13 protein-coding genes are annotated in these 22,291 nt (G+C 67.1%); 7 read left to right on the top strand and 6 right to left on the bottom strand.

What is annotated here, in order from left to right; translation table 11 throughout:
* Positions 1-440: 440 nt before the first annotated feature.
* Both SRU_RS00830 and SRU_RS00825 read left to right on the top strand, forming a co-directional pair.
* The gene (locus SRU_RS00830; protein WP_237701812.1) at positions 441-1,475 is read left to right on the top strand and encodes a hypothetical protein; all 1,035 of its coding nucleotides are present in this window, start codon (positions 441-443) and stop codon (positions 1,473-1,475) included.
* A gap of 740 nt (positions 1,476-2,215) precedes the next feature.
* Positions 2,216-2,467 (top strand): hypothetical protein, encoded by a 252-nt coding sequence (locus tag SRU_RS00825; protein WP_148278337.1) that lies wholly within the window; start codon positions 2,216-2,218, stop codon positions 2,465-2,467.
* Between the two features lie 188 nt (positions 2,468-2,655).
* Here SRU_RS00825 and SRU_RS00820 read toward each other — a convergent pair whose 3' ends face one another.
* Both SRU_RS00820 and SRU_RS00815 read right to left on the bottom strand, forming a co-directional pair.
* A complete protein-coding gene (locus tag SRU_RS00820) occupies positions 2,656-3,294 on the bottom strand; it encodes a hypothetical protein (protein ID WP_043551716.1) in 639 nt (212 codons plus the stop codon).
* Positions 3,295-4,085: 791 nt separating this feature from the next.
* Entirely contained in the window at positions 4,086-4,769 is a 684-nt protein-coding gene (locus SRU_RS00815) for a hypothetical protein (RefSeq protein WP_011402939.1), read from the bottom strand.
* 522 nt (positions 4,770-5,291) lie between these two features.
* Between SRU_RS00815 and SRU_RS00810 the strand changes: the two genes are divergently transcribed.
* Both SRU_RS00810 and SRU_RS00805 read left to right on the top strand, forming a co-directional pair.
* Positions 5,292-6,428: a hypothetical protein gene (locus tag SRU_RS00810; RefSeq protein ID WP_237701811.1), complete on the top strand. Its 1,137-nt coding sequence runs from the start codon at positions 5,292-5,294 to the stop codon at positions 6,426-6,428.
* Positions 6,429-7,359: 931 nt separating this feature from the next.
* A complete protein-coding gene (locus tag SRU_RS00805) occupies positions 7,360-8,322 on the top strand; it encodes a homocysteine S-methyltransferase family protein (protein ID WP_011402936.1) in 963 nt (320 codons plus the stop codon).
* A 29-nt stretch (positions 8,323-8,351) separates the two neighbouring features.
* Here SRU_RS00805 and SRU_RS00800 read toward each other — a convergent pair whose 3' ends face one another.
* Positions 8,352-8,756, bottom strand: a complete 405-nt coding sequence (locus SRU_RS00800) for a hypothetical protein (RefSeq protein WP_011402935.1) — start codon at positions 8,754-8,756, stop codon at positions 8,352-8,354.
* Positions 8,757-9,949: 1,193 nt separating this feature from the next.
* Between SRU_RS00800 and SRU_RS00795 the strand changes: the two genes are divergently transcribed.
* From SRU_RS00795 to SRU_RS00785, 3 genes are all read left to right on the top strand, one after another.
* Positions 9,950-10,804, top strand: coding sequence for a CPBP family intramembrane glutamic endopeptidase (locus tag SRU_RS00795; RefSeq protein ID WP_237701810.1), 855 nt, complete (start codon positions 9,950-9,952; stop codon positions 10,802-10,804).
* A 68-nt stretch (positions 10,805-10,872) separates the two neighbouring features.
* Positions 10,873-11,751: an ABC transporter ATP-binding protein gene (locus SRU_RS00790; RefSeq protein WP_112902741.1), complete on the top strand. Its 879-nt coding sequence runs from the start codon at positions 10,873-10,875 to the stop codon at positions 11,749-11,751.
* Positions 11,748-13,367, top strand: a complete 1,620-nt coding sequence (locus SRU_RS00785; RefSeq protein ID WP_011402932.1) for an ABC transporter permease — start codon at positions 11,748-11,750, stop codon at positions 13,365-13,367. Before SRU_RS00790 ends, SRU_RS00785 begins: the two co-directional genes overlap by 4 nt.
* Positions 13,368-13,547: 180 nt before the next feature.
* Here the strand turns inward: SRU_RS00785 and SRU_RS00780 are convergent, their stop codons facing one another.
* From SRU_RS00780 to SRU_RS00770, 3 genes are all read right to left on the bottom strand, one after another.
* Positions 13,548-13,757, bottom strand: coding sequence for a hypothetical protein (locus tag SRU_RS00780; RefSeq protein WP_112902739.1), 210 nt, complete (start codon positions 13,755-13,757; stop codon positions 13,548-13,550).
* A 316-nt stretch (positions 13,758-14,073) separates the two neighbouring features.
* Positions 14,074-19,080 carry a PAS domain S-box protein gene (locus tag SRU_RS00775; protein WP_011402930.1) on the bottom strand — a complete coding sequence of 1,669 codons (5,007 nt, stop codon included), beginning with the start codon at positions 19,078-19,080 and terminating at the stop codon, positions 14,074-14,076.
* Between the two features lie 264 nt (positions 19,081-19,344).
* The gene (locus SRU_RS00770; protein WP_011402929.1) at positions 19,345-21,519 is read right to left on the bottom strand and encodes a sensor histidine kinase; all 2,175 of its coding nucleotides are present in this window, start codon (positions 21,517-21,519) and stop codon (positions 19,345-19,347) included.
* Positions 21,520-22,291 lie beyond the last annotated feature (772 nt).

Raw genomic sequence — 22,291 nt, 5'->3', positions numbered from 1 at the left:
ACCCTCCCGAACGGGTTCGGAGCCATGATCAGACGGGACGAATCGTTCCATTTAGGTCTCGGGCGCGGCCCCGTTTCTTCCCCCTCCGGCGCCCCATCCAGACTGCGCCCGATGATTGTCGTTTCGGGGCCCTTCGAACAAAGGTCCAGAGGAGCATGGCCGCCACGCTGCCGCCTTGGAGCGGCCCGCTCTCTTTTCCCACCGCACGACCCGCCGGCGCCGCGCCCTGGGCGTCCGGCGGCGGCGACGCGTGACGGCGCGGTTCAGGTTGCCCCGCCCCGTGTTTGTCGATGCGGACTGGACGTTCGTCGACGCACCGAGGCCGTCCGTCGATCAGGGGGCAACCGGACCTGTGTCGGAGTATACAGGGGACTGCGATGCCGAACAGGGGATCGCGATGTCGGGGCTCGTTTCCCAGACGGCGCGCTTCCCGGACGGCGTTGCACGATCGCACTCTGCTCATTGCACTCGTTCACGCAACCGTGCGCTGCTTCTCCGTCTCGTTCCCGCGGCGGCCCGTCGCAATTCTCGCCTTCGGACTTCTGGCCGGCCTGCTCGGCGCCAAAACGAGCTTTGCACAGTCGCCTCCAGGGGGCCGCGTCCTCCCCGCCGACTTCGTTCAACACCGCATTTACGTCACCGCCGTGACAACGGAGGGCGATTCGCTCCGCATGCTGACCGACACCGGTGGCGGAACGGCCGTCGTCCTATCGTCGCCCGCCGTGCGGCGGACCGGCCGGCCGGTCATCGACACCCTTCAAGGCCGGCGGCCGATGCAGGTCGTCCCGGTTCCTGTATTCAGGACGGAGGGACCAGTGCCACAAACCCGTGCCGAGCGCGCGATCATTGCACCGTCCCGACGAGCGCAACTGGTTGGCTACGATGATGGACGGCTGGGTATGCACTGGTTTGCCGGCCGCATCTGGACCTTCGACTACGGAGACGAGACCCTCCGCCTCCACGACACGGCCGACGAGCTGTCGTTCGCCCCGGACCACACCGTCGACCTCGCCTTCAGAACCGACTCGACCGGAACGCGCGTGGGCCATCACCCTCGGGTGGAGGCCAGCATCGACGGGACGACACGTTCGTTTCTGTTCGACACCGGGGCGACCACGGTGCTGACTGACAGCGCGCAGGGCCGCCTCGACGCGCCGCGCCGGATTGCGTCGGGCTTCATTCGGGCCTCTCTGTTCGAACGCTGGACGAACAAACACCCCGACTGGACGGTGGTGGAGGGGGCCAGTCCCGCCCTCGGCGGAAGCCCCCTCATCCGCGTTCCCGAGGTGGAGATTGCCGGGCATACCGCGGGGCCGGTCTGGTTTGAGCGACGCCCCGACCGCACAATTCAGAAAACGCTGGCGGGCTCTATGGACCGTAGGGTGGCCGGTGCCCTCGGTGGTTCGCTCTTCCGGCACTTCCGCATCACGGTGGACTACCCGAACGCTCGGGCCTATTTTCAACGGCTCGACTGAGACAGGGATCGGAACCGGCCCGCCTGAGCCCCGACCGTGGCGTTCTCCGTCTCTCGTGTCCCCGAGCCCGCCGTAGACGAACCACAACGGGTCGAGACAGTCTAAGATACTGGGCGCAGAGGCACGGCGCATCTGTTCTGCAGCCGGGCCGGTGGGGGCTGGTGCCGTCGTCCGGTTCCTTCATGCTATCGCCTGCCCCCGCTCCCTGTCCGTCCGGACGCAGGTTTTGCCGCGCACAGCTTACACACCTCCCCGCCATGGGCAACGCCAACGCATCCCAAAGCCCGGAGACGGACGCCGGAAAAGAGGCAGGTGCCAACCGGGAGGCAGATGCCGACCGAAAGGCACGCGCTGCAGGAGAAGAGGAGACTCAGGGCGGCACGGGACCGCGGCCTGGGTCCCCCCCTGGGCCTGACTCCAATTCCGGGCCTGCCCCCAATTCCGGGCCTGCCCCCAATTCCGGGCCTGACCCCAATTCTGGGCCTGACCCCAATTCTGGGCCTGGATCCAGCCACGGCGGGGCGGGACGCCAAACGGAGACCAGTCCCCCCGGGACCGGCCGAGCAGGTGACAAAGAGGAAAGCGGCAGTTCTGCTCGCGCCCGTCCCACCGGCACGCAGCCCGCCCGTAGGCAGCGAGACTGGGACGCCTTTGCCTTCCAGCACGAGAAGTTAAAGCACCTGACGACCGTTGGGCTCGTTCTCTCCGGGGGGATCATCACGCTTTTTCAGTCAGAGATGATGGAGCCCTCCCCCTTAGCCCTGATTGCCCTGGTACTGCCGGTTGTCTCCTCGATGTTGACGCTGGCAGCACAGGTGTCTTTGGGGAACGAGGCCTCGACGACAGAACCGATGGCGGCGGAGAGGACCCGCGATTCGTTTGGGGTCCCGGTGGCCGTTCACTGGGTCGGATTGGCCGCCCTGTTTCTTCTGGCGTCGTCTCTCGGGTGGCTCGCGTCGTTCTTCTTCCGGGACACGGGCTTGCTTCCCTGAGCCCCCCATTCGCGACCGCACTGCTGCGGGACGTCCCTCCAAGACCCGGCCGGGCTCCGCAAACGCCCCGGTTGGGGCGTTCGGCCGTGCCAACCGGCGCGCCTGAGAACCATCGTGCTCGGCGAAATGCTGCGATGCCGACCCGACCGGCAACGGCAAACCGACAAGGGCCGCGCCAGAGCCCCTGCTCAAAGAAGGATGTCCCTGACCGCTTGCGCACCAATCAGCCCCCCCAACACCGTCACCACGACCCAGTGTGCCCACCGGCGGTCTGTCAGAATGGGAATCGCCGTGATCGCGCACAGCCCCAAAACTGGCAGGACCGACCGCAGGCGCTGGGCCGGACCGCCCGATTCGAACGTGAGCTGATCCGCAACCATGAGCGCCACCCAGAACCCGATCAGGAGCCCGAAAAACCACCTCCGGTGCCCAGTCGAGAAGTAGAAGGCCTCCAGGTCTACCCCGCGTTCGGCGGGGCCTGCTGGGTTGGTCGCCCCTGCCGGCCCGGAGCCGACGGAAGCCCTCTCCCAATCCGGGTCCGGAAGCGCAAACGCGCAGCAGAGGTACAGGATGAGGAAATACAGCAAGAACGACAGGAAGAAGGGACCCGCCCCGCCCCCGATGTCCGGCTCCTTCAGGGCAGCGAATCCCTGCCACCAGAGGAGGATGGTCATGAGAAACACAAACACCGACCAGGCGAGGGGGAGCCCGTCCCACTTCACGGTGTAGCCCGGGCGGATCAATTCCCGAACGCTCTGGGCCAGGTCCGTCAGCCCGAGCCCAACGATGATCGAGATGAGGGCGACGAGATACTCAAGTTGGCTCATGGCGGACTCGAATTGGCTGTCAGCGCAGTGGATCGCCCCTGAATCGAAGGCCCAACACGCACGGCCCGCCGGGTGGAGACGCGCACGCCTCCACGAGTGCCCCCTGCAGGCATCGCACACGTCCGCGGGCACTTCTTCGAGCAGAATCACGGGCCCTGCGCTGCGGGGCCCAGGTCGTGGCCTCCACCGGGGACCCGCCTACAGAGTGGAGAATTGTGCGTTGGACGCGCCGCCGTCACTGCCCGGCACGTGATGGAGTGGAGAGGGGAATGACCGAGTCGGCCACGGGGACACGCTCGCCGTTTCTGAAGGGCACCGGTTGTTCCCCAGATAGCGATGGAGACGGGGAGGGGGTTCCGTCATCTGGGGGATTCTCGTCTTCTTGCCCCCCGGTCAAGTCACAACCGGCCGTCAGTACAATGGCAACCAAAGCAGTGACAAGCAGCGACGTAAAAGATGGGCGCCTCATGTCGCTGAGAGATAGTTTTGATTCGAGTGATACAGGGTGTGCACGTGCAACCCATGCGGGCTGTTATGCAAAAGATCAGACCAGTTCACTCGTTCCAGTGCCCGAGTTGATGCACGTATTGCCGATGAGGCACACGGCCACACGAGCAGGGAGATTGTTACGGCCGGAAGGCCCGCGGGCCTGGCCCGGGGCCTCACGCCCGGACGTCCATCCCCCCCCCTCGATCTACTTTTGCTTTGGAACGGAGTTGGGGGCCGGCCCTGCTCCCCCAAAGGGCCCGCGCCAGGAGGACCCGCAAAAGATTACGGAATCACGCCCCCCCTCAGAAGCTCCCGAAACGAAGCGAGAGCTGGCCGTACGGGGCGCTGAGGTCGCCGTCCGATACGGCCGCCTTCTCGAGGGCGGCGCCTGAGACGAGACGGTATCCCCCGCTGAGCCCGATTCGAAAGAAGCGGGTCACGTTGAGCTCGGCGCGGGCCCCCACCTCCGCGGCAAACACCGCGGACCGCTCGACGCTGTCGTCCGAGACCGACGGGCCGGCCCGGAAGCCTTGATCGCCGACGAGCTCCACATTTCCCCCGCCGACGACGAGCGTGCCGCCGTAGTGGAGGAGATTGGACGAGGCGCCGATGTATTCGAGAAGCAGGCCCGCGTATCCCAGCTGCACCTGCGCCGACTCGGGGGCGCTCGACGAGCGGCCCTGCAACGTGACGTCCGGGCGCGGGACGATGCCGCGCAGGGCGCCCCCAACCACAAAGCGCCGGTTGAGCACCCAGCCGCCCTGCCCACCGACCATGGCGGCTGTCTCGCCGTTCAGGGTCGTCAGAGCGACCGTCGGGGCGCCGTAGCCCCCGCTGGACTGGACGCTTCCGAAGAGCGTTTCGTCACGGGGGGCTCCGTTTTCCTGGGCGAGAGCAGGAGCGATGCCGCATGTCGACGCAACGGCGGCCAGCAGAAAGAGGCACAGAAGCGAGCGCGACCAGAAGGACGAGAAGAAGCGGAGCATTGGCGAGATGTGTGAGGTTCTGCGCAGAACGTGCGTGGGCCAAGCGGCTTGGCACCGGTTGGTTGTTACACCCTTTTCCTTGAAACCGAGGGATGCAACGGAATTTCAACGAGAGAAGGGGGCGCGTTGAGCGGAAGCGACTCGTTCACGCCCGCGGCGATCGCCATTCAATGTGCCATTCGATGTTCGGCGGGGCGACCTGGGGACGGCAGTCGTTATGAGCAGCTGAGCTGGGGACCAGGGCCCTGGCCTTCGCCGCTAGGCCGTGCGGGAAGGGCCCGGCTGCCGATTCCCCCGCACGAGGGACGGCCGCCCGCCCACGCGAGGCAGGTCGTGGACCTCTTCTCTGCCCCATTCTGGGGCCCCTTCCGTGTCGATGTCTTCCCCCCGGTTCGGTCTGGCCCCAGCGGGGCCGCGGGCACTCCGCACTTCACCGGGGAGGAGAACGCCGGCCGCCACGCCTCGTGTCAGTTGGGCGGCCCGCAGGCGGGCATCAAGACGCAAAAGGCCCTGAACGACGACATGATACGAGACGAAGACATTCCCCTCCGCAATCCATCGGTGGAGGCCCACCGCGTCACAGGCGGTGCCGTCCTGCACGACTTGGGGCGGGACCAGGTCTTTGCGGTAACCGCCCTCGCACGAGAGGTCTGGGAGCACTGTGACGGCAACACGCCCCTCCAAAAGATCGACCGGAGGGTCAGTGATCGTGCCGACATCCCCTCGCCCACGTCCCCCGACGGTCTACGACAAGTCGTTTCTCATTTGAGTGACCAGGACCTCCTGTTCGTCCATCGCCCTGATCCGACCGCCGACGGCGGCGCGGCGGCGGGCCGCGGCGACCAGGCCGATGGACCGGGGGCAACGACGCTGAACGTTGTGTTTGGGAACCACCAGGTGATAGTGAAGACCACCGCGCCGAGGTTGGAGCGAGCCGTGCGCCGCCTGTTCCACGGCCTGATCGGCAGGGAGACGGGCGCCGAGACTGTCGACGTGCTTACCGCGGAGGAGGCGGGCGACGGGGTCTCCGTCCGGTCCCCGCAGGCGCGGGGCGGCGAGGCACGCCCGCTCACAGCCGCAGTGCAGCGCCTGAAGCGCACGGTTCTGCTGCGGTTCATGGAAGCGCGCCGGGACCTGATCTGGCTTCACGCCGGGGCGGCAGCCCGAAACGGAACCGCCGTACTGGTGGCCGGGCCATCCGGCGGTGGAAAAAGCACGACGATTGCGGACCTCTGTCGCTCCGGATGGACGCACGTGTCCGACGACCTCACGCCGTACGACCCCGACACGGGCCGGGTCGTCCCCCTTCCAGTGACGATCGCGTACCGCCAGCCCGGCGAGAACCAGTCCCTGGAGGAAGGGCCGTCCGGGCTTCCAAAGACGCACGTGGACCTGGAGGCCGGCCGTCTTCAAGACGCGCCCGTCCGGCCGGAGGCCGTTTTCTTTCCGGCTTTCGAGGCGGACCGCCCAGCGGGGGTCGAAGAGCAGGCCGCCCCCGAAGCCGCGGTATCACTCGTAGAAAGCTGCCAAAACGCAAGCCGCCACCGGGGAGAGGCGGTGCGGGAGCTGTCCCGGCTGGCCGGCCGAGTCTCCTCCTTTCGGCTGCGCCACGACGGGCAGACCGACATTGGGGAGCTGTTGGCGCCCGTGCTGGGGTGATCAAAATACGTATCGGGATATGGACTTCAGGAAGACCGTCAGAAAGAACAATTATCCTTTCCGAAGGTCTTAGGTAGTACCATGTGGCTCTTGCCGCATCCCCCACCACCGAAGCCACCCATTCGACGCCATGCCCCGCGGACACGACGCCCCCGAACGCCCTGAAAACACGAACGAGAAGCCCGACCAATCCCCTCCCGCCCACGAGAACGAGAGCGAAGGGCCGTCAATGTCGAGGCGGGACATGCTCAAGAAGAGCGCCTACGCCGCGCCGGCAATCATGACCGTCGGCAGCGTGCCGGCATTTGCCGAGGGCGCCCCTTCCTGCCCGGACGCTTCCGAAAATGGAGAGGGTGTAGGAAAGGGTTGTGGTGGACCTTCAAATAGCACACCAGGAGGAGGCCCCCCAGAGAACCCAGGACAAGTCAAGAGACACGCAAGCGGTCAACACACGGACAATCAGTACACGGATGATCAGTACGTAGACGGAGAATACGCGGACGAGAAATACGGAAACTAAAAGACAGGGATTGCGAAGAAGCCGGTCCTCTGAAGGAGCGCCTGTCTTTCCGCATCCACTGCAAGTGCCTTTCCTTGAAAAACACCAGTGCTCGGGAATTCAGGAATCCATCTCCGGACTTCTGAAGCGTAATTCCACGCCCTGCGCTACAACGGGGATAAACGACATTGGACCTGCAGGCCAACCTTCGCCTGCTCCAAGGCAAATCGCAACAAGCGCCCTGAGGGCAAGACGCAGATAGGCTCCGCGGTGGAAATCACGCCGGAGCGACCGCCCTTCGTGGGGCCGCCCGAGGTTCGATCAACCGAACGATGCGGTGGCCTCAGGGACCGCGGCCCCTCCGAACGCGCCTGCCCGGACGGCCTTTTCCCCACCGGGTGACCAATCTTTCGATACGGACCGTCTCTCGTCATGCGCGATCTTTCGACGCGACTCTCCGGCGGCCCCGTGCTGCTCGACGGCGGCCTGGGCCAGGAGCTCATCCGCCGGGGCATGCCAAGCACAGAGCCGTCACTCTGGTCCGCCAATGCCCTGACCGAAGCCCCCGACCTGGTGCAGGAGGTGCACGAAGAGTACCTGCGTGCAGGCGCAGACGTGATCACCACCAACACCTACGCCACGCCCCCGGAGCGCCTCTCGGAGGCTGGACTAGACGGCCGGGCGGAGGCGCTCAACCGAGAGGCGGGCCGCCTGGCGGAGCGCGCACGGGCGGCGGTCGGCCGCGACGCCCTCATTGCGGGATCGCTGCCCCCGATTCGGGGGAGTTACCGGCCCGACCTGGTGGGCGAGGCGGGCGAGATCGAGCCCCAGTACCGCGAGCAGGCCGGCTACCTGGCCCCCCACGTCGACCTCTTCCTCTGTGAGACCATGTCGACTCCGGGCGAGGCCCGGGCGGCGGCCCGAGGGGCCGCGTCGACCGGCCTTCCGGTGCTGGTCTCGTACACGATTGCAGACCCGTCGTCGCCGGAGGACGCCGAGCCGCGCCTTCACAACGGCGAGTCCCTTGAGGAGGCGGTCGAGGCGCTGTCGGGGCTTCCGGTGGCGGGCGTGCTGCTGAACTGCTCCCATCCCGAAAGCATCTCGGCGGCCGTGCCGGTCCTCCGCCAGCTGACCGACCGGGCAGTCGGCGCTTACGCCAACGCGTTCACCCACATTCCGGACGGCTTCGACGAGCGCGCGGACGCGCTGGACTCGGACGCCAGGCCCGACCGGCGCGAGGACCTTGCTCCCGAGGCCTACGGCAGGCACGTCGAAGACTGGCTGAGCGCCGGTGCCAACATCGTCGGCGGGTGCTGCGAGGTGGGGCCGGGGCACATCGCCCACCTGCGCACCACGGTCGATGGCGCAGCGGATGCGCGCCGGGCGGCAGAATAAAGGGCTTGGCTCGGCGAAGTGGACTCCCTCTAATCTGAGGCCCCTCCAAGCCGAATCTCCTTCAGGCGGGGGCCCGGCCCCACACTGTCGGTCTCGATGAGGCCCTGACCGGCCCCCAGGGGCCGGGCGCTCTCAGTGGAGGGCAGCGGCCGGGCCGGGGCGAGGGTCTCCCGCTTCGGCTCTTGCCCGTCCGGCTCCTTCGGGGGAGACATGCGCACGCTCTGGTAGAGGAACAGGACAAGCAGGCCCAGCGCGGCTCCCCGCACGGCGTAGGTGAGCCCAGCGTCGATCCTGCCCGAGCCGGACGTGACGTCTGATCCGGACGTGGGGCTTTTCCATCCGATAAGCCCGCCGATCGCCGCTCCGCCGGCCGGAAGCCACCCTCCGCCCGGAGGAGCGAACACCCAGGCCAGGACCCCAATCAGAAAGAGCATCAGGGCCGCGCCCCCTATTCTTGAGGCCCAAGACCAGGCACGCCGAAGGGTCGTCTCCTGCTCGTTCATGCAAGCGTGGATTTATAGTATTGAGTGAGCGCGAGAGAGCAGTAAAACTCCCGGATTTATGGAGCTGTCGCTCCTTGGGAGATATGAACCTGTCGGTTCGGGGACTCTCTCGCAAGCCTAGCGAAACAGCAGAGTCGCCTTCAAGTCCCACCTAATGTTGTACCGATAACCAAGGGCAACACAGCCAAAGAGCATCTGTACCGTCGGGCTGACGGGAGCACCGGAAGGTGCTAATGTCTGCGGAGGACACGTAACACCTTGGTCCGCCTCTGCTAAACCGGAAAACTGTCGGTGAGAGTAAGCGAATGGTCAAGGCTGGTCTTTTGAAACAGAAATTCCTTTCCGTGAGGAAGAATCCCCCGCGCTTCAGCCGGGGGAGAAGTCAATCCGATGTCGATGGGCTCCAGTGAACAGGTGCCGGCGGATCGGGCAGACACCGGTAGACGGGCGTCGATGGACCGACGGGTGCGGACACGCCCGTAGACGTATCCGACGCATCGAAGTCACTGGGGCGACCGGTCGGCCCTCAACGCGTTGGGGCGGGCTCTTTTGTTGGTCTTCGTGTCCCATATGCTGAGGGACAGAGAGTCGTTCGGCCTTGAATGGCGACCGCAGGCACTCAGAGGGGACGGGTTCCCTTTCGGTCTCGATCTCAAGCAGGCCGGCGCGTTTCATCTCTAGGCCGAAGCCCCCCTTTCGTTCGGGATCCGTGTCCGAAGGATCCCCCCTCGGCCCCACTCGTCGCACAGTCCAACCGGCTCGCCGACGCCCCCCGAACGCTCCGGCGGACCGCGCGTGCCCTTTTACGCGATGCCGCTAGACCGACAATTCCGAGCTGACGCGCCTGCATCGGGGGGGTCATGACTGAGGGCTGCCTCCTGCTGGGCGTATTGATTTGAGCTTGGAGGCGCTCACGACGAGGATTCGGCCATGTCCGCTTCAAGACTCCTCGTTGACAGAACGCCAGCATTGCGGGGCGCTTTCGGCGTTCTTGAAGAGGGCTGTCCCGGATCAGCCTGAATCCTGGCTTCCGGACCCACCGGAGCCCGTCGGCCTCCATGCCTACCGGGTATCTTGGGCTCCCAGATGTCCTACTGAACCTTTTCCACACCCTTCAACACCTCATGCCCGAGACCATTCGCTCGAACGTTCGGCGCTTCCCCACCGCGACATTTTTCATCCTGACGTTTCTCTTTTCGTGGGGGTACCTCGGCCTGACGTTTGGCTTAATCGGGACCGGCGCTTCTGGACCGGTTCAGGTGCCCTTCGCCTGGGGGCCGCTTTTCGGGGGACTCCTCACCGTCTGGCTGCTGGGGGAGAGCGTCTCGGGCTGGCTCGGGCAGGTGGGGCGCTGGCGCGCAGGCCTGCGCTGGTACCTGCTGGGAATCGGGATTCTCGTGGTCGGGAAGGAGATGCCGAATCTCGTGGCGTGGCTGCTCGGGGCGGACGTGTTGCTTGTCGCCGGGACGGAGGTCCCCATTGTGGGGTACCTCGTCAGCATGGGGATCACGCTGTTTGTGGCCGGGGCCCTTGAGGAATTCGGGTGGCGAGGCTTCGCCCAAGTGCGGCTCCAGAAACAGTACGGTGCCGTCGCCGCGAGCCTCTTCGTGGGCGGGATGTGGGCCCTGTGGCACCTGCCGTTCCTTCTGCTGGGCGTGGGCGGGTTCGATTCCTTCTACGTGTACGTGCCGGAGGTAATGGCCTTCTCGGTCTTGCTGGGCTGGCTGTACAACGCGACGAAGGGGGCGCTTCCAGTAGTCATGATTACCCACGCGGCGCACAACCGGCCGGATCTGCTTGGGGTGTCGGGACAGATGCCGCCCCTCGCCCAGAGCGTGCCCTGGGACGGGGTGTTTTACGTCCTCGTGATGGCAGTCGTGATCTGGCAGGTGGGCGCCCGCACGCTTTCCGGAGACGGGAGGCTGCCTGAGATCCCAGGAAAAGCGCCGGCAAGCGCCAGTCAGGCCCCCGCCGAGTGACTCCTGTCGCCGGTTGGGTGCGCGAACCGGGCCCTGGTTTCCCTCTCTTTCTCAATCCCCCGTTCCACATGGAGCTCCAGATCGACGACGTGTCGAAGACCTACGGCGACGGCACCGAGGCCGTCCGGGACGTCTCCCTCACGGTGTCGGAGGGCCTCATCGGGCTGCTGGGCCCCAACGGGGCCGGCAAGTCGACGCTCATGCGGCTCATCGCGACGATCACGACGCCCACGGCGGGCACCCTCCGCTGGAACGGCACCGACATCGTGGACCGGCCCGTCGCCATGCGGCGGACGCTCGGCTACCTGCCTCAGGATTTTGGGGTCTACCCCGAGCTGACCGCCGAGGAGTTTCTGCACTACATGGCTGCCCTGAAGGGCGTGCCGGGCGGCGCCGCACGCCCCCGGATCGACACGCTTCTGGAGACCGCCAGGTTGGAGGAGGCCCGAGGCCGCCGGCTGGGCGGGTTCTCGGGCGGCATGATCCAGCGGGTGGGCATTGCCTGCGCCCTGCTGAACGACCCCGACCTGCTGGTGGCCGACGAGCCGACGGTCGGCCTCGATCCGGAGGAACGGGCCCGCTTCCGCGCCCTGCTGACCGACCTGGCCGAGGAGCGCGTGGTGCTCCTCTCTACCCACATCGTGTCGGACGTGGAAGCCACGGCCAGCCGCCTTGCCATCATGCACGACGGCCGCCTCGCCGCCACCGCCGCCCCGGAGGCGCTCATCGACCGGGTGCGCGACCGCGTCTGGGAGTGGGTCGTCGGGCACGATGAGCTGGGCCGTGTCCGCGACGCGTATCGGGTGACGAAGGCGACCCGCGGCCCAGGCGGCGTCCGCGTCCACGCGGTGGCCGAGCAGCCCCCGAGCGCGGAGGCCACCCCCGCCGAGCCGACCCTCGAAGACGCCTATCTCTCGCTTTTGAGCGGCCCCACCTCGCCTCGATGAGTAGTGCCCTTCGCGCCTGGCTCCACACCGCCCTGTCCGACCTGCGGACGCGCCTCCGGGACCGCCGCCTCCTGATGATGGTGGCGGCCTGCGTTTATCTCGGCCACCTGGTTCTGGCCGGCCGGATCGAGCTCACCCTCGTGGATCGCTCGTACCGAGGGGCCGCGAATGCCGCCTGGATGGGCACGGTCTTATCGCTTACGGCGGCCTTTCTCCTCACTCTCTTCGGCTTCTACCTCGTCCGCGGCGCCCTCTCCCGCGAGCGGCAGGGGCGCACGGCGCCGCTCGTGGCCGCGTCTCCCGTTCGCTCGGTGACGTACCTGCTCGGCAAATGGACAAGCGGCACGTTGTTTCTCCTGGTTCTGGCCGGCAGCATGGCCGTGAGCCTGGCGGTCCTGTTCGTGCTACGAGGCGAGGGCCTCCCCGCCCCTGCCCCGCTCCTAACGCCGTTCCTTCTGTTCGTGGTGCCCACGGCGGCCGTCGTGACGGCCGTTGCGCTCGCCTTTGAGTGCCTGCCCGGTCTTGGGGGGACCGTGGGCGGCATTCTCTACTTCTTCGGCGCCGTGGCGGCGACCGTCGCACCGGTCCTCGGCGCCGCACCGGTGGACCTGCTGGGCATGGGCGTGATTCACGACAGCATGAGCCAGGCCGTGCTTGCGCAGTATCCGGAGGCCGACCCGGGGGCAATGTTTAATTTCGGATACTACCGGGCCCCCGCCGAGCAGCTAAAGACCTTTCAGTGGGACGGCGTCGCCGTTACGGCCGACCTCCTTGCGCGCCGCGCCGGGCTCGTCCTGGCCGGCGGAGCGCTGGCTGCAGGGGCCGCGCTCCCGTTTGACCGCTTCGACCCGAGCCCAAGCTGGCGGGCGCCCCTGCGATCAGCATTGCCCGGCCCCAACACGTCCACGCCGAAAACCGAAGCGACCTCTACTGAGCCCCCTGCTACGGCCGGGCCTCCGACCGCAGGACATCCTTCGGGGCCTGAGGGGCACCCCGATGCACCGGCCCCTGCGGAGTCGGCCCCTTGGTCCCTGCTTGGGTCCCTCTCGGCCCCTGTTGCCCTCCGGCCGTTCGGCCTCTTCGCGGTGGAGTGTCGGCGGGCCCTGCGGCGGCGGTCCGGGACCTGGCAGGTGGGCGCCCTGGTCCTGGTCGGGGCGGGGCTGTGGGTCCCGGGAAGCACCGGCCTCCTCGTCGTCGCGTGGCTCTGGCCCCTGCCGCTCTGGTCGGACCTCGGGGCGCGCGAGACGACCACGCGCACCGCGCCGCTGGTGGCCTCCTCGCCCTATGCCCGTGCCCAGCGCGTGGCGGCGTGGGCGGTGGGGGCCGCGGTGCCCCTGGCGCTACTGGCCGGCCCGCTTTTGCTGGGCGGCCATTGGCGGGCGCTGGTGGGGGTCTTGTTCGTCCCCGCGCTCGGCCTCGCCGCCGGGCGCCTGTCCGGCACGCCCCGCCTCTTCGAAATCGTCTACCTCGTGCTCTGGTACGTTGGGCTCGCCAGCCGGCAGGCCGCGCTCGATTTCGGGGGCGTCGCGCACGCCCCGCCGGGCACGCTCGTCGGCTATGGCCTTGCCGCCGCGGTGCTTCTCGTCGGTGCGGTGACGGGGCCCCACACCGCGTAAGCAAGCCCCCCTCGGGCGCTGCGCTCCCGCCCGGGACGCTTCGGCCGGGCGGTGCGTTTGCGAAGATGGATTGCCCGGCGCCTCCGCCCGGCACCGCGTCGGCAGCACGGCGTCGGCGACCGCGCCGCTGGAGGCCCCGGTCCCTACGTGAGCCCCTGTCGTCGGCCCGGGCATCGAAAATCACCCGGCGAAGAACAGGAAAAAGGAGAGGAAGACGATTGCGGGCAGCGCAATGCCAACGACAAATCCGGTGAGCACCTCCCTCAGAATCCCCTCGTCGCGTTTCCGAGGCGCTCTCTTTTCCTCCTCGGTACTGAGCCGGGCAATCATCACCAGGAAGAAGAGGACGGCCACAATCCCTCCCAAGACAACAATCAGCGCAATGGTCATGGCGTCGGTGCACAAAGAAGAGGAGAAGCGGGACAATGTGTTCTACTCTCAACTCCCGTCTCAGTTTGCAGGCACGGCATCCGGAGAGACGGATTCAGAGTAATCCCCGAGACCCGGGCCTGCCCCGCTGGGGCCTGGAGGCGGGCTCGAAGGCCTGGTCGAGGAGGAGCGACGTCCCGGATGTTGCCGATGGGCGTGTCTCCTGTGCCACCCCCCCCTCTGGACGGCCGTCCGCAACGGTGCACCATGCGACGCCCTCCGCGCACTGTTCTGTGTGCGCTGTTCTGTGTGCGCTGTTCTGTGTCCGGCGCACGACTCAGGGCTCGTCTAGGCCGTTCTCCACACGTGCCGCCGGAAGCCGGACCGTGAAGCAGGTGCCCTCGCCCTTTTCGGTCTCCACCTCGACGCCCCCCTCCATCTGCTGGAGGGCCTTCCAGGTCACCGCCAGGCCCAGCCCAGTGCCCTCGTACTCCCGGGCCAGGCCCTCGGACTCCTGACGGAACGGCTCGAACAGATCCTCCACCTGGGCCGGGTCCATCCCAATGCCGGTGTCCACCACCTCCAGCACGGCGTCCTGTTTCCCGTCCGTCCGGGCAGAAACTCGCACCGCACCGCCCTCTCCCGTGTACTTAACGGCGTTGCTCAAGAGATTGCGGAGCACGATCTGCACGCCGCCCTCGTCGGCCCGGGCCCAGACTGCGTCTTGGCCTCCCTCCGCCGCCAGGTCAACCCCGGCGTCTCGCGCCTGCGGGTCGAACTCCTGAACGGCCTTCTCGGCCTCCGCGGCCAGGTCAACCGGCTCGGGGGCAAGGTTCATCTCACCGGCCTCCAGCTTCGAAAGGTTGAGCACACCGGTGAGCGTGTTCATGAGGCGCTCTCCGCTGCTTTCGATCAGGGCGGCAAACTGACGGAGCGCCGGCAGGTCCACGTCCGACCGGTCGGTCTTCTCGGTCTGGTCGTCCCCGCCGACCTCCTCCCCGATGGCCTCCGCAAAGCCGAGGATGGAGGTCAGCGGCGTGCGGATCTCGTGGCTCATGTTCGCCAGGAAGACGGACTTCGCCTGGCTTGCCGCCTCCGCCTCTTGGCGGGCCCGTTCGGCCTCCTCTTTCGCCCCGCGGAGAACCGCTTCCCGATCCACGCGACCGAGCACCAGGGTGGCGTAGTCGGCTATCACTTCGACGAGGCGGCGGTCAAAAGAGTCAATTCCTCCAACCCGGCGACTGCCCACCGAGAGGGTGCCGTGGCGGCCCATCGGCACGTAGGCCGCCGCCCGAATATCCCCCCGGTTCACTGCGCTGTCTCCCTCTCGGAGGTTGTGGTAGACCTGGGTCTGACCCGTCCGGTACGATTCGGCCACGGGCGTCTCTTCGTCAAAATTATAGGACTGGCGCTCCGGCATGTGCGCCTGGAGCGCAGGGGAGACGCTGGTGGGGACCAGCCGGCCGTCTTTCGCGAAGCGGACGGCCGTGCCCGCGAAGTCGAACGTTTCGTCGACGAGGTCCACGAGCAGCGCCCCCACGGCCTCCTTGCCCTCGGCCCGAAGCAACTGGTTGGTGGCCTCGTAGAGGGCCTCGACCTTCTGGCGCCGCTGGCGGCGAAACTGCTCCCGCTGCTTGCGGCCGGTCACCTCGCGGGTAGAGCCGACGATTTTCTCGGCCGTTCCCCCCACCAAGACCGGCGTGATTCGGGTCTCCCAGTAGGTCATTTCCCCCTCCAGGGGAATCTCTTCTTCGTATTCGAGGGGCTTCTCCTGGTCGAGGCACTTCTGGTACCGTGCCTCCCGAAACCGGCCGGCCTCGTCTCCAATGGCTTCCACTGGCGTTTTCCCCCGAACGGACGCTGCGGACATCCCGGTGGCCTCCTCGTAGGCGGGATTGAGCTTCTCAATCGCAAACGACGGCTCGCCGCCGGCGTGGTCGACGTCGATCAGGAACAGAGCATCCTGGGCGCCCCGAAACATCGTGTCGGCCTGCTCCAGCTCCCGGCGGCGCTCCCTGCGCTCGGTGATGTCCTGGACCGTCCCCCGCACCCGGACGATCTCGCCCTGCGAGCTGTCCTGCCCCTTCGAGGCATCTCCATTCGCGGCCTCGGCCGCACTGGTGTCGAGTTGCGGCTCCCCGCGGGTGCGGACCCACCGCTCCTCCCCTTCCTGGGTCATCAGGCGAACCTCCATGTCGTAGGGCACGCCCTCCTCGACGGCCCTCCGGAACGCCGCTGCGACCGCATCCCGGTCGTCCGGGTGGTAAAACGCCAGACTTTGCTCCGGGGTCAGGTCGCGGTCCGGCGAAATCCCGTGGATGCGGCATGCCTGGTCCGTCAGCACGCTTCTCTCCTTCCGCACGTCGTACTCCCAGGCGCCCACATTGGCAATCTCCTGCGCCCGCTCAAAGAGGTCGTTTTGCCGCTCCAGGCGCTGCTTTCGTCGCCTTCGCGCAGTGATGTCCCGGCCGATACACACCACCCGGAACCCCTCCCCGGGGCGGTCGACCAGGTTTCCCGCAATCTCGTAGGGCACCGTGGTCCCGTCCGCGCGGCGGAGCGGGATGTCCATCTTTGCATGGCCGGTCATGAACCCGTCGGCAATCTGGGATGCGACCCGCTCCCGCTCCTCTTCGGGGACGAAGCCGAGGGCCTCCATGCCCCCAAGGGCTTCATCGGCGTAGCCGGTGACCTCCACAACGCGGTCGTTCCAGCGCGTAAGCTTGGCCTCCTCGTCGAACACGAGGAACAGATCGTCGATCGCGTCGAGCAGGCGATCGGTGTACTCCCGGTAGTGCTCAAGCTTTTTGCGGCTCCGTACCCGCTCGGTCACGTCTTGGATCAGGGTGCGCGCCACGGCCCGGCCCCCAATTTCGGTTACGCTGGCGGAGACCTCGCCCCAAAACGCCGATCCGTCGGCCCGTTCGTACCGGGCAACGGCCTGGTACGCCGCTCCGTCCCGGAGGGCAGCCCGTTTTTCCGTGGCGACCTCGCTTTCTCCTGACGGGTGGAGGTCGCGTACCGACAGGCCCTCAAGCGCGCCTGTACTGCGACCGAAGAGCGACTCGGCCTGCGGGTTGGCCTCCTGGATCCGGCCCTCCAGGTCGTGGACCAGGATGGCGCTGGAGGAGTCTTCGAACAGCGACCGGTAGCGCTCGCGGCTGCGCTGGAGCTCGGCCTCGGCCCGCTTGCGCTCGTCGATGTCGAGGTGGATGCCCGCGGCGCGGGTGACGGCGCCCTCCCCATCCCGCTCGACCACCCTGCCGATCGTCTGGATCCACTTCCAGCCGCCGGACTTCGTTCGCATTCGGATTTCCGGGTCGTAGGTGCCGGCATCTCCCTCGATGTAGGTCTCCAGCATCTGGAGGGCACGGGGCAGGTCCTCCGGATGCACTAGCGCCTCCCAGGTGCTGAAATCGAAGTCCAACTCCTCACGGGAGTAGCCCAGCATTTCGGCCCACCGCCGGTTAAAAATCACCTCGTCGGTCTCCAGGTCCCAGTTCCAAGTGCCCACGTTGCCCCCCTCCACGGCCATCGACAGCTGCTCGCGGCTGCGCCGAAGCTTCTCCTCGGTTTCCTTCCGCGGGGTAATGTCCTGGAGGGCCCCGGCTACTTTTGTCACCTCCCCCTCGGACGTCTCGGACGGGCCCCCCACGGTGCGGACCCACCGGCGGTGTCCCTCCGCGGTGACGACCGGGAGCTCCAGGTCATAGGGCGTTCCCGTCTCCACACAGCGCTCAAACGCCTCCCTGACCTGCGGGCGCGCCTCGGGAGCAAAAAACTGGAATCCCTTCTCCGCGGTGAGTGCCGGTTCGCCCTCCATCTCCAAGATTTGGTAGAACGCCTCCGACCCGGTCCCTTCTCCGGTCTCCACATCAACCTCCCACGCCCCCGCCAGCCGCTGGGTCTGCTCCAGGAGGCCCTTCTGCCTGCGGAGCTGTTCCTCTCGCTCTCGCTCCTCGGTCACGTCCCGCTGGACGGAGACCCAGTGCTGAATCTCTCCCCCTTCCCCTGTCACTGGGGCCACGTTCCACTGCACCACGTACGGCGTTCCGTCCTTCCGGTAGTTGACCGTCTCCCCCTGCCAGCGCTCCCCCGCCTCCAGGGCTGCGCGGAGCGAGCCGAGCACTGCCTCGTCGGTCTCTGGGCCCTGCAAGACGCGGGGCGTTCGGCCGAGCACCTCTCCCTCCCGGTAGCCGGTCATCGCCTCGAACGCCTCGTTGGCGTAGACAATCCGGGGCCCGGGCTCGTCGAGCGGCCCGGCCTCCGTGACCAGTACGGCCTCCCGGGCCTGCCCCACCGCCTCGGCCAGAAAGCGGTGCTCCTGCTCCCGGACCCGGCGCCGCAGCACACGCTCGGTCACGTCTTTCAGGACCACCTGCCGCCCCGTGCCTCGTCCGTACCTGCTTTGGGACAGGCGGAAGTATCGGGCGGTCCCGTTCTCGTCGACCTGGAGGGGCTCCGCCCCCTCCGCAATTGCCTCCGCCACCTCCGGAAGGAGATCCGAAAGGCGTCGGCCGGCGGCGCTCTTTGCCGCCAAGGCCGGAAAGAGCGTGGCGGCCGCCTCGTTGTAGTTTCGCAGCCGTCCCCCCTTGGAGAGCACTAAGGCCGGATTTGCCTGAGTGCCCGTCCGGCCCGTCTCTTCAAACCGATCCTGGTAAACAAACAGCACGCCGATCGCAAACGCCGCCACGCCGACCGGCTCGTGACTCACGTCCAGCAGTGCGGGGCTAAGGTACCCCAGCCCGTTCGCGATGAGCGGAAGGGCCGTCAGCCCGAACAGGCCCGCCAGCCGCCCGGCCCCGACCTGAACGCGCCGCAACGGCTCGGCGACCATGAAGAAGCCGACTGCCGCCAAGGTGTAAGACAGAGCGGCGGTGATCCAGTAAAGCGTTCGGTGGTCGATCTGGAGATGAGCAAACGGGGTGGTGTGCCACCCGGCCGCGAAGTACAGCCCGTGCCAGGCGTTGGTCAACTTTGTGAGCGTCACCACCACAAACACGACGAGAGCAATTCCTTGAACCATTCGGCGCCGGTGCAGCCTGCGCCCGCTGTAGGCGGAGCAGAGCCAGCCCCAGGCCCAGACCGTGCCGAACCCGACGACGAGCCCGGCCTCGTAAAAGACGGTTTTCCACTGCAGGCCCGGGGCGAGAAGCATTCCGACGTGCGCAACGGCCCAGAGGCCGCTCGTGGACAGCAGGGCAACCAACCCGCGGCGTACGTCCGAACCCGCAATCCGCTGGGCCCGCCACGCCCCGAGCAGGCAGGACAGGGCCGCCCCCCCGAACACCGAGATGTATATTAAATAGACGGGTTTACCAAGAGGCGGTGGCCACATAAACATGTCATATTTTCCTCCGGCGAAGCATTACGCTGTTTTCAACCCAAACCTCCTTCGCGAATGTAGGATTCGTCTCTTGCTTTGTCGTTTTACTTTTGTCTCGGCGTGTAAATCAAACCAGTACGGCACAACGAACCCTCGGGGCCCAGCCGAACCTTCGGCCGGAGCGGATGGGACCAGTTGGACAGGCAGAAACGACCAGATCCGAAAGCAGGCCTGCCCCGGCGGGTGCGGTTTCTGCGGGTGCGGTTTCTGCGGGTGCGCTCTCTACGAGTGCGCACTGCCTACGGCCTCAACGTCGACCCCTGTGACCTCGAACCGCGCGCCCCCCGCCTCGCTTTGGGTGGCCGAGAGGCTCCACCCGTGCGCCTTCGCGATGGACTCCACGATGGAAAGGCCCAGCCCCGTCCCCTCGTCGCTGGAGGAATAGCCCGCCTCGAAAACCGCCTCGGGGTCGTCCCCGGAAAAGCCCGCCCCGTCGTCCTCCACGTAAAACCCATCACTCAGTGCCCCGACCCGCACGGTTACGGTGTCCCCTCCGTGCTCAATGGCGTTGCGGAACAGATTCTCCAACAGTCGCCGGACCCGCTCCGCGCTGCACCGTAGCCGGCACGCCCCCTCGAACTGGAGGGTTGCCCCTTCGGCGCTGCCCTGGTCTGCACCGTCCTGGTCCGTACCGACCTGGTCCGTACCGACCTGGTCCCAGCTCGCCTCGGCCATGGCCGCCAGGCCATGCGTCGATAGCTCCTCCGGGCCGATGTCCTGCCCGCCCCAGGTCAGGGTCAGCACGTCCTCGATAATCTCGTCCATGCGGCCCAGGGATCGGTCCACCGCCGCCAGGTGACTCCGGGTCTTCTCCGGGGCCCGCTCCTCACGGGCCAGACGGAGGCGTCCCGTCGCCACGTTCAGCGGGTTCCGGAGGTCGTGGGCCACCAGGCCCGCGAAGCTATCGAGCCGGGCGTTCTGGCGCTTGAGTTGGGCCTTGGCGCGGCGCTGCCCCAGCTCGTAGCTGGCCCACTGCGCCATCAGCTCCACAAAGACGCGCTCGCGCCCGGCAAATGCCTGTTCTCGAGGTTCCTCGGCCGCGAAGCAAAACGTGCCGTAGAGTTCCCCCTCTACAATGATCTGCGCCCCAACGTACGCCCCGAGTTCAAACGTCTGATGCGCCGGGTCGCCGGCCCAGCCCTCGGCGACGGCGTCCTGCACGACCAGCGAGCGTTCTTCTTGAATCGTGTTCCGGCAGTACGACCGGGACAACGGGCAGCTCTCCCCCGGCTGAAGAAGTGGATGGGTGCCCGAGGCAAAAACGATCTCCTGCGTCTCGTCCGTAATGCGCGTCAGAAAGCCGTACGGAAGCCCCAGGTGCTCCCGCCCCAGGTCGATGAGGCGCCGTGCCTTCTCTTCGAAGCCTGCCTCCCGATCGGCCGTGATGCGGTACATCGACCGCAGCGCCTCCCGCTCGTTTTCTAGGACGTGCTCCCGCGCCTTTCGCTCGGTGATGTCCTGAAACGTGCCCCGGACGCTGGTGACTTCTCCCGCTTCGATCTGGGGCGTCCCGCGGGCCCGCACCCACCGCCCCTCTTTCTGCTCGTGCCCGACCGGCAACGCCTCCCCGCCGAGCCGCAACTCTCGGTCGAAGGGCACTTCCTCCTCAACGGCACGCTCGATCATCCCTTGAATGACAGGCTGGTCTTCGGGATGGTACGCCGCGATCGCCTCCTCTGCGGTCGGCTCGTAGCCTTGCGGGAGGCCGTGGATCTCCCGCACCTGCCGGGTCCAGAAGACCTCCCCGGACGACACCTCGTACTCCCACGCGCCGATGTTGGCGAGCTTTTGGGCCCGCCTGAACAGATCGTTCTGGCGCTCCAGTCGCTCGCGGGCGTCGAGTTGGTTCCAAATAACCACCCCTTCCACGAAGGCGACCGTCGCCAGCCCCCCGACCGTGGGCAGCGCCTCGGCGGCACGGACGGGGCCGAACGCCGCCCCCGCCGTGCCGGCCAGAAGCCCACACCCCAAAAACCACCAGACGGGCCTCATGGACTGGGCCCCGATGGCTACGGCAAACGGAAGAATGCCGTAGAGGAGCAAAATTCCCATGTCGTAGCTCCCGGCAAACCCATTGAGCGTGGCCACTGAGCAGAACCACGCCATGAGAATATAGCATGCGCCCCTTGCCCACACCGCAAACCGGCGCCGGACCGCACCTGACGCGTAGGATGCCCCGACCAGTCCGACGAGGAGAGCCGACAGCCCGAGGCGGGCCCACATCGGGTCGGTCGCCTGGGGATCAGGGGCCGCGAGAAGGACGCCAAACACTGGCACCACCACGGCCCCCAGAAGACCGAGCAGGCGGTAGGCCTGCACGTCCGACTGCTGCTCGCCGGACAGCTCCTCCCCCTCGGGCCGAAGGATTGAGAACGGGGGCCAGGCCAGGTCGCTCATGACAAAAATCTGTCAGGGGAGGCATGTGCTAGCGAACGAGCGGCCTCTCCGGGCGGGACGGCCCCCAAGCGGAAAAGCGTGCGCATTTGCGCTCTCCGCCGGCCCTGTTGACCTCAATCTGCCAAGGGCACTACACGCCATGTGCTCGGGATGTCGCACCACGCAGAGGGCACCGTCGTGTCGAAAAGACCGTCACGCTGAAGGTGCTGCCGTCATAGGAGCAATAATCATGCGAGAGTGACCTTCCGGCCACTGCGGGGACGCCATCGTCGCCGCCCTGTGACGGGAGCGGGTCTGTCTGGCATGAGTCGTTTTTAGATGCCCGCTGCACGAGAACGAGACCGGGGCGAGAAAACCGGACGGGGGAGCGTGCCCGGCATGCGGGGAGGGCCCCGGGAACGCCCTGCGCCAGCCCCCGGCCCCGTCGGCCCGCCTTTCTTTCGGGGGCCGCCGGACGCTGGACAGGCACCGCTCCTGCGGCTCTTCTCTGCACCATCGGCGTCTCTCGTCGCGTCACGCGCAAGGGGCAGAACCCATTCGATCTGAGGAGGACATTTTCGCACCAGACGGCAACGTTCACGTTGGAGAAATGCCCGGAGGGGAACGAGGCAGTCGCCACGCGCTGCAACCGTACCGTCCGAACGCAGCACTCAACGGGCCCCATCGCCGGCCGTCCCGCCATCGGTCGGTCCGACAGCGGGCACGAACGGGTAGCCCCCCGCACGCGTCCTGATGCAGGGGCCCCGATGCCGCCGCAGGGGCCCTCGCGACC

The organism is Salinibacter ruber DSM 13855 (assembly GCF_000013045.1).
Lineage (GTDB): Bacteria > Bacteroidota > Rhodothermia > Rhodothermales > Salinibacteraceae > Salinibacter > Salinibacter ruber.
Note: the sequence above shows the minus strand (reverse complement) of the source record. Positions and strands in the feature narration are given on the sequence as shown.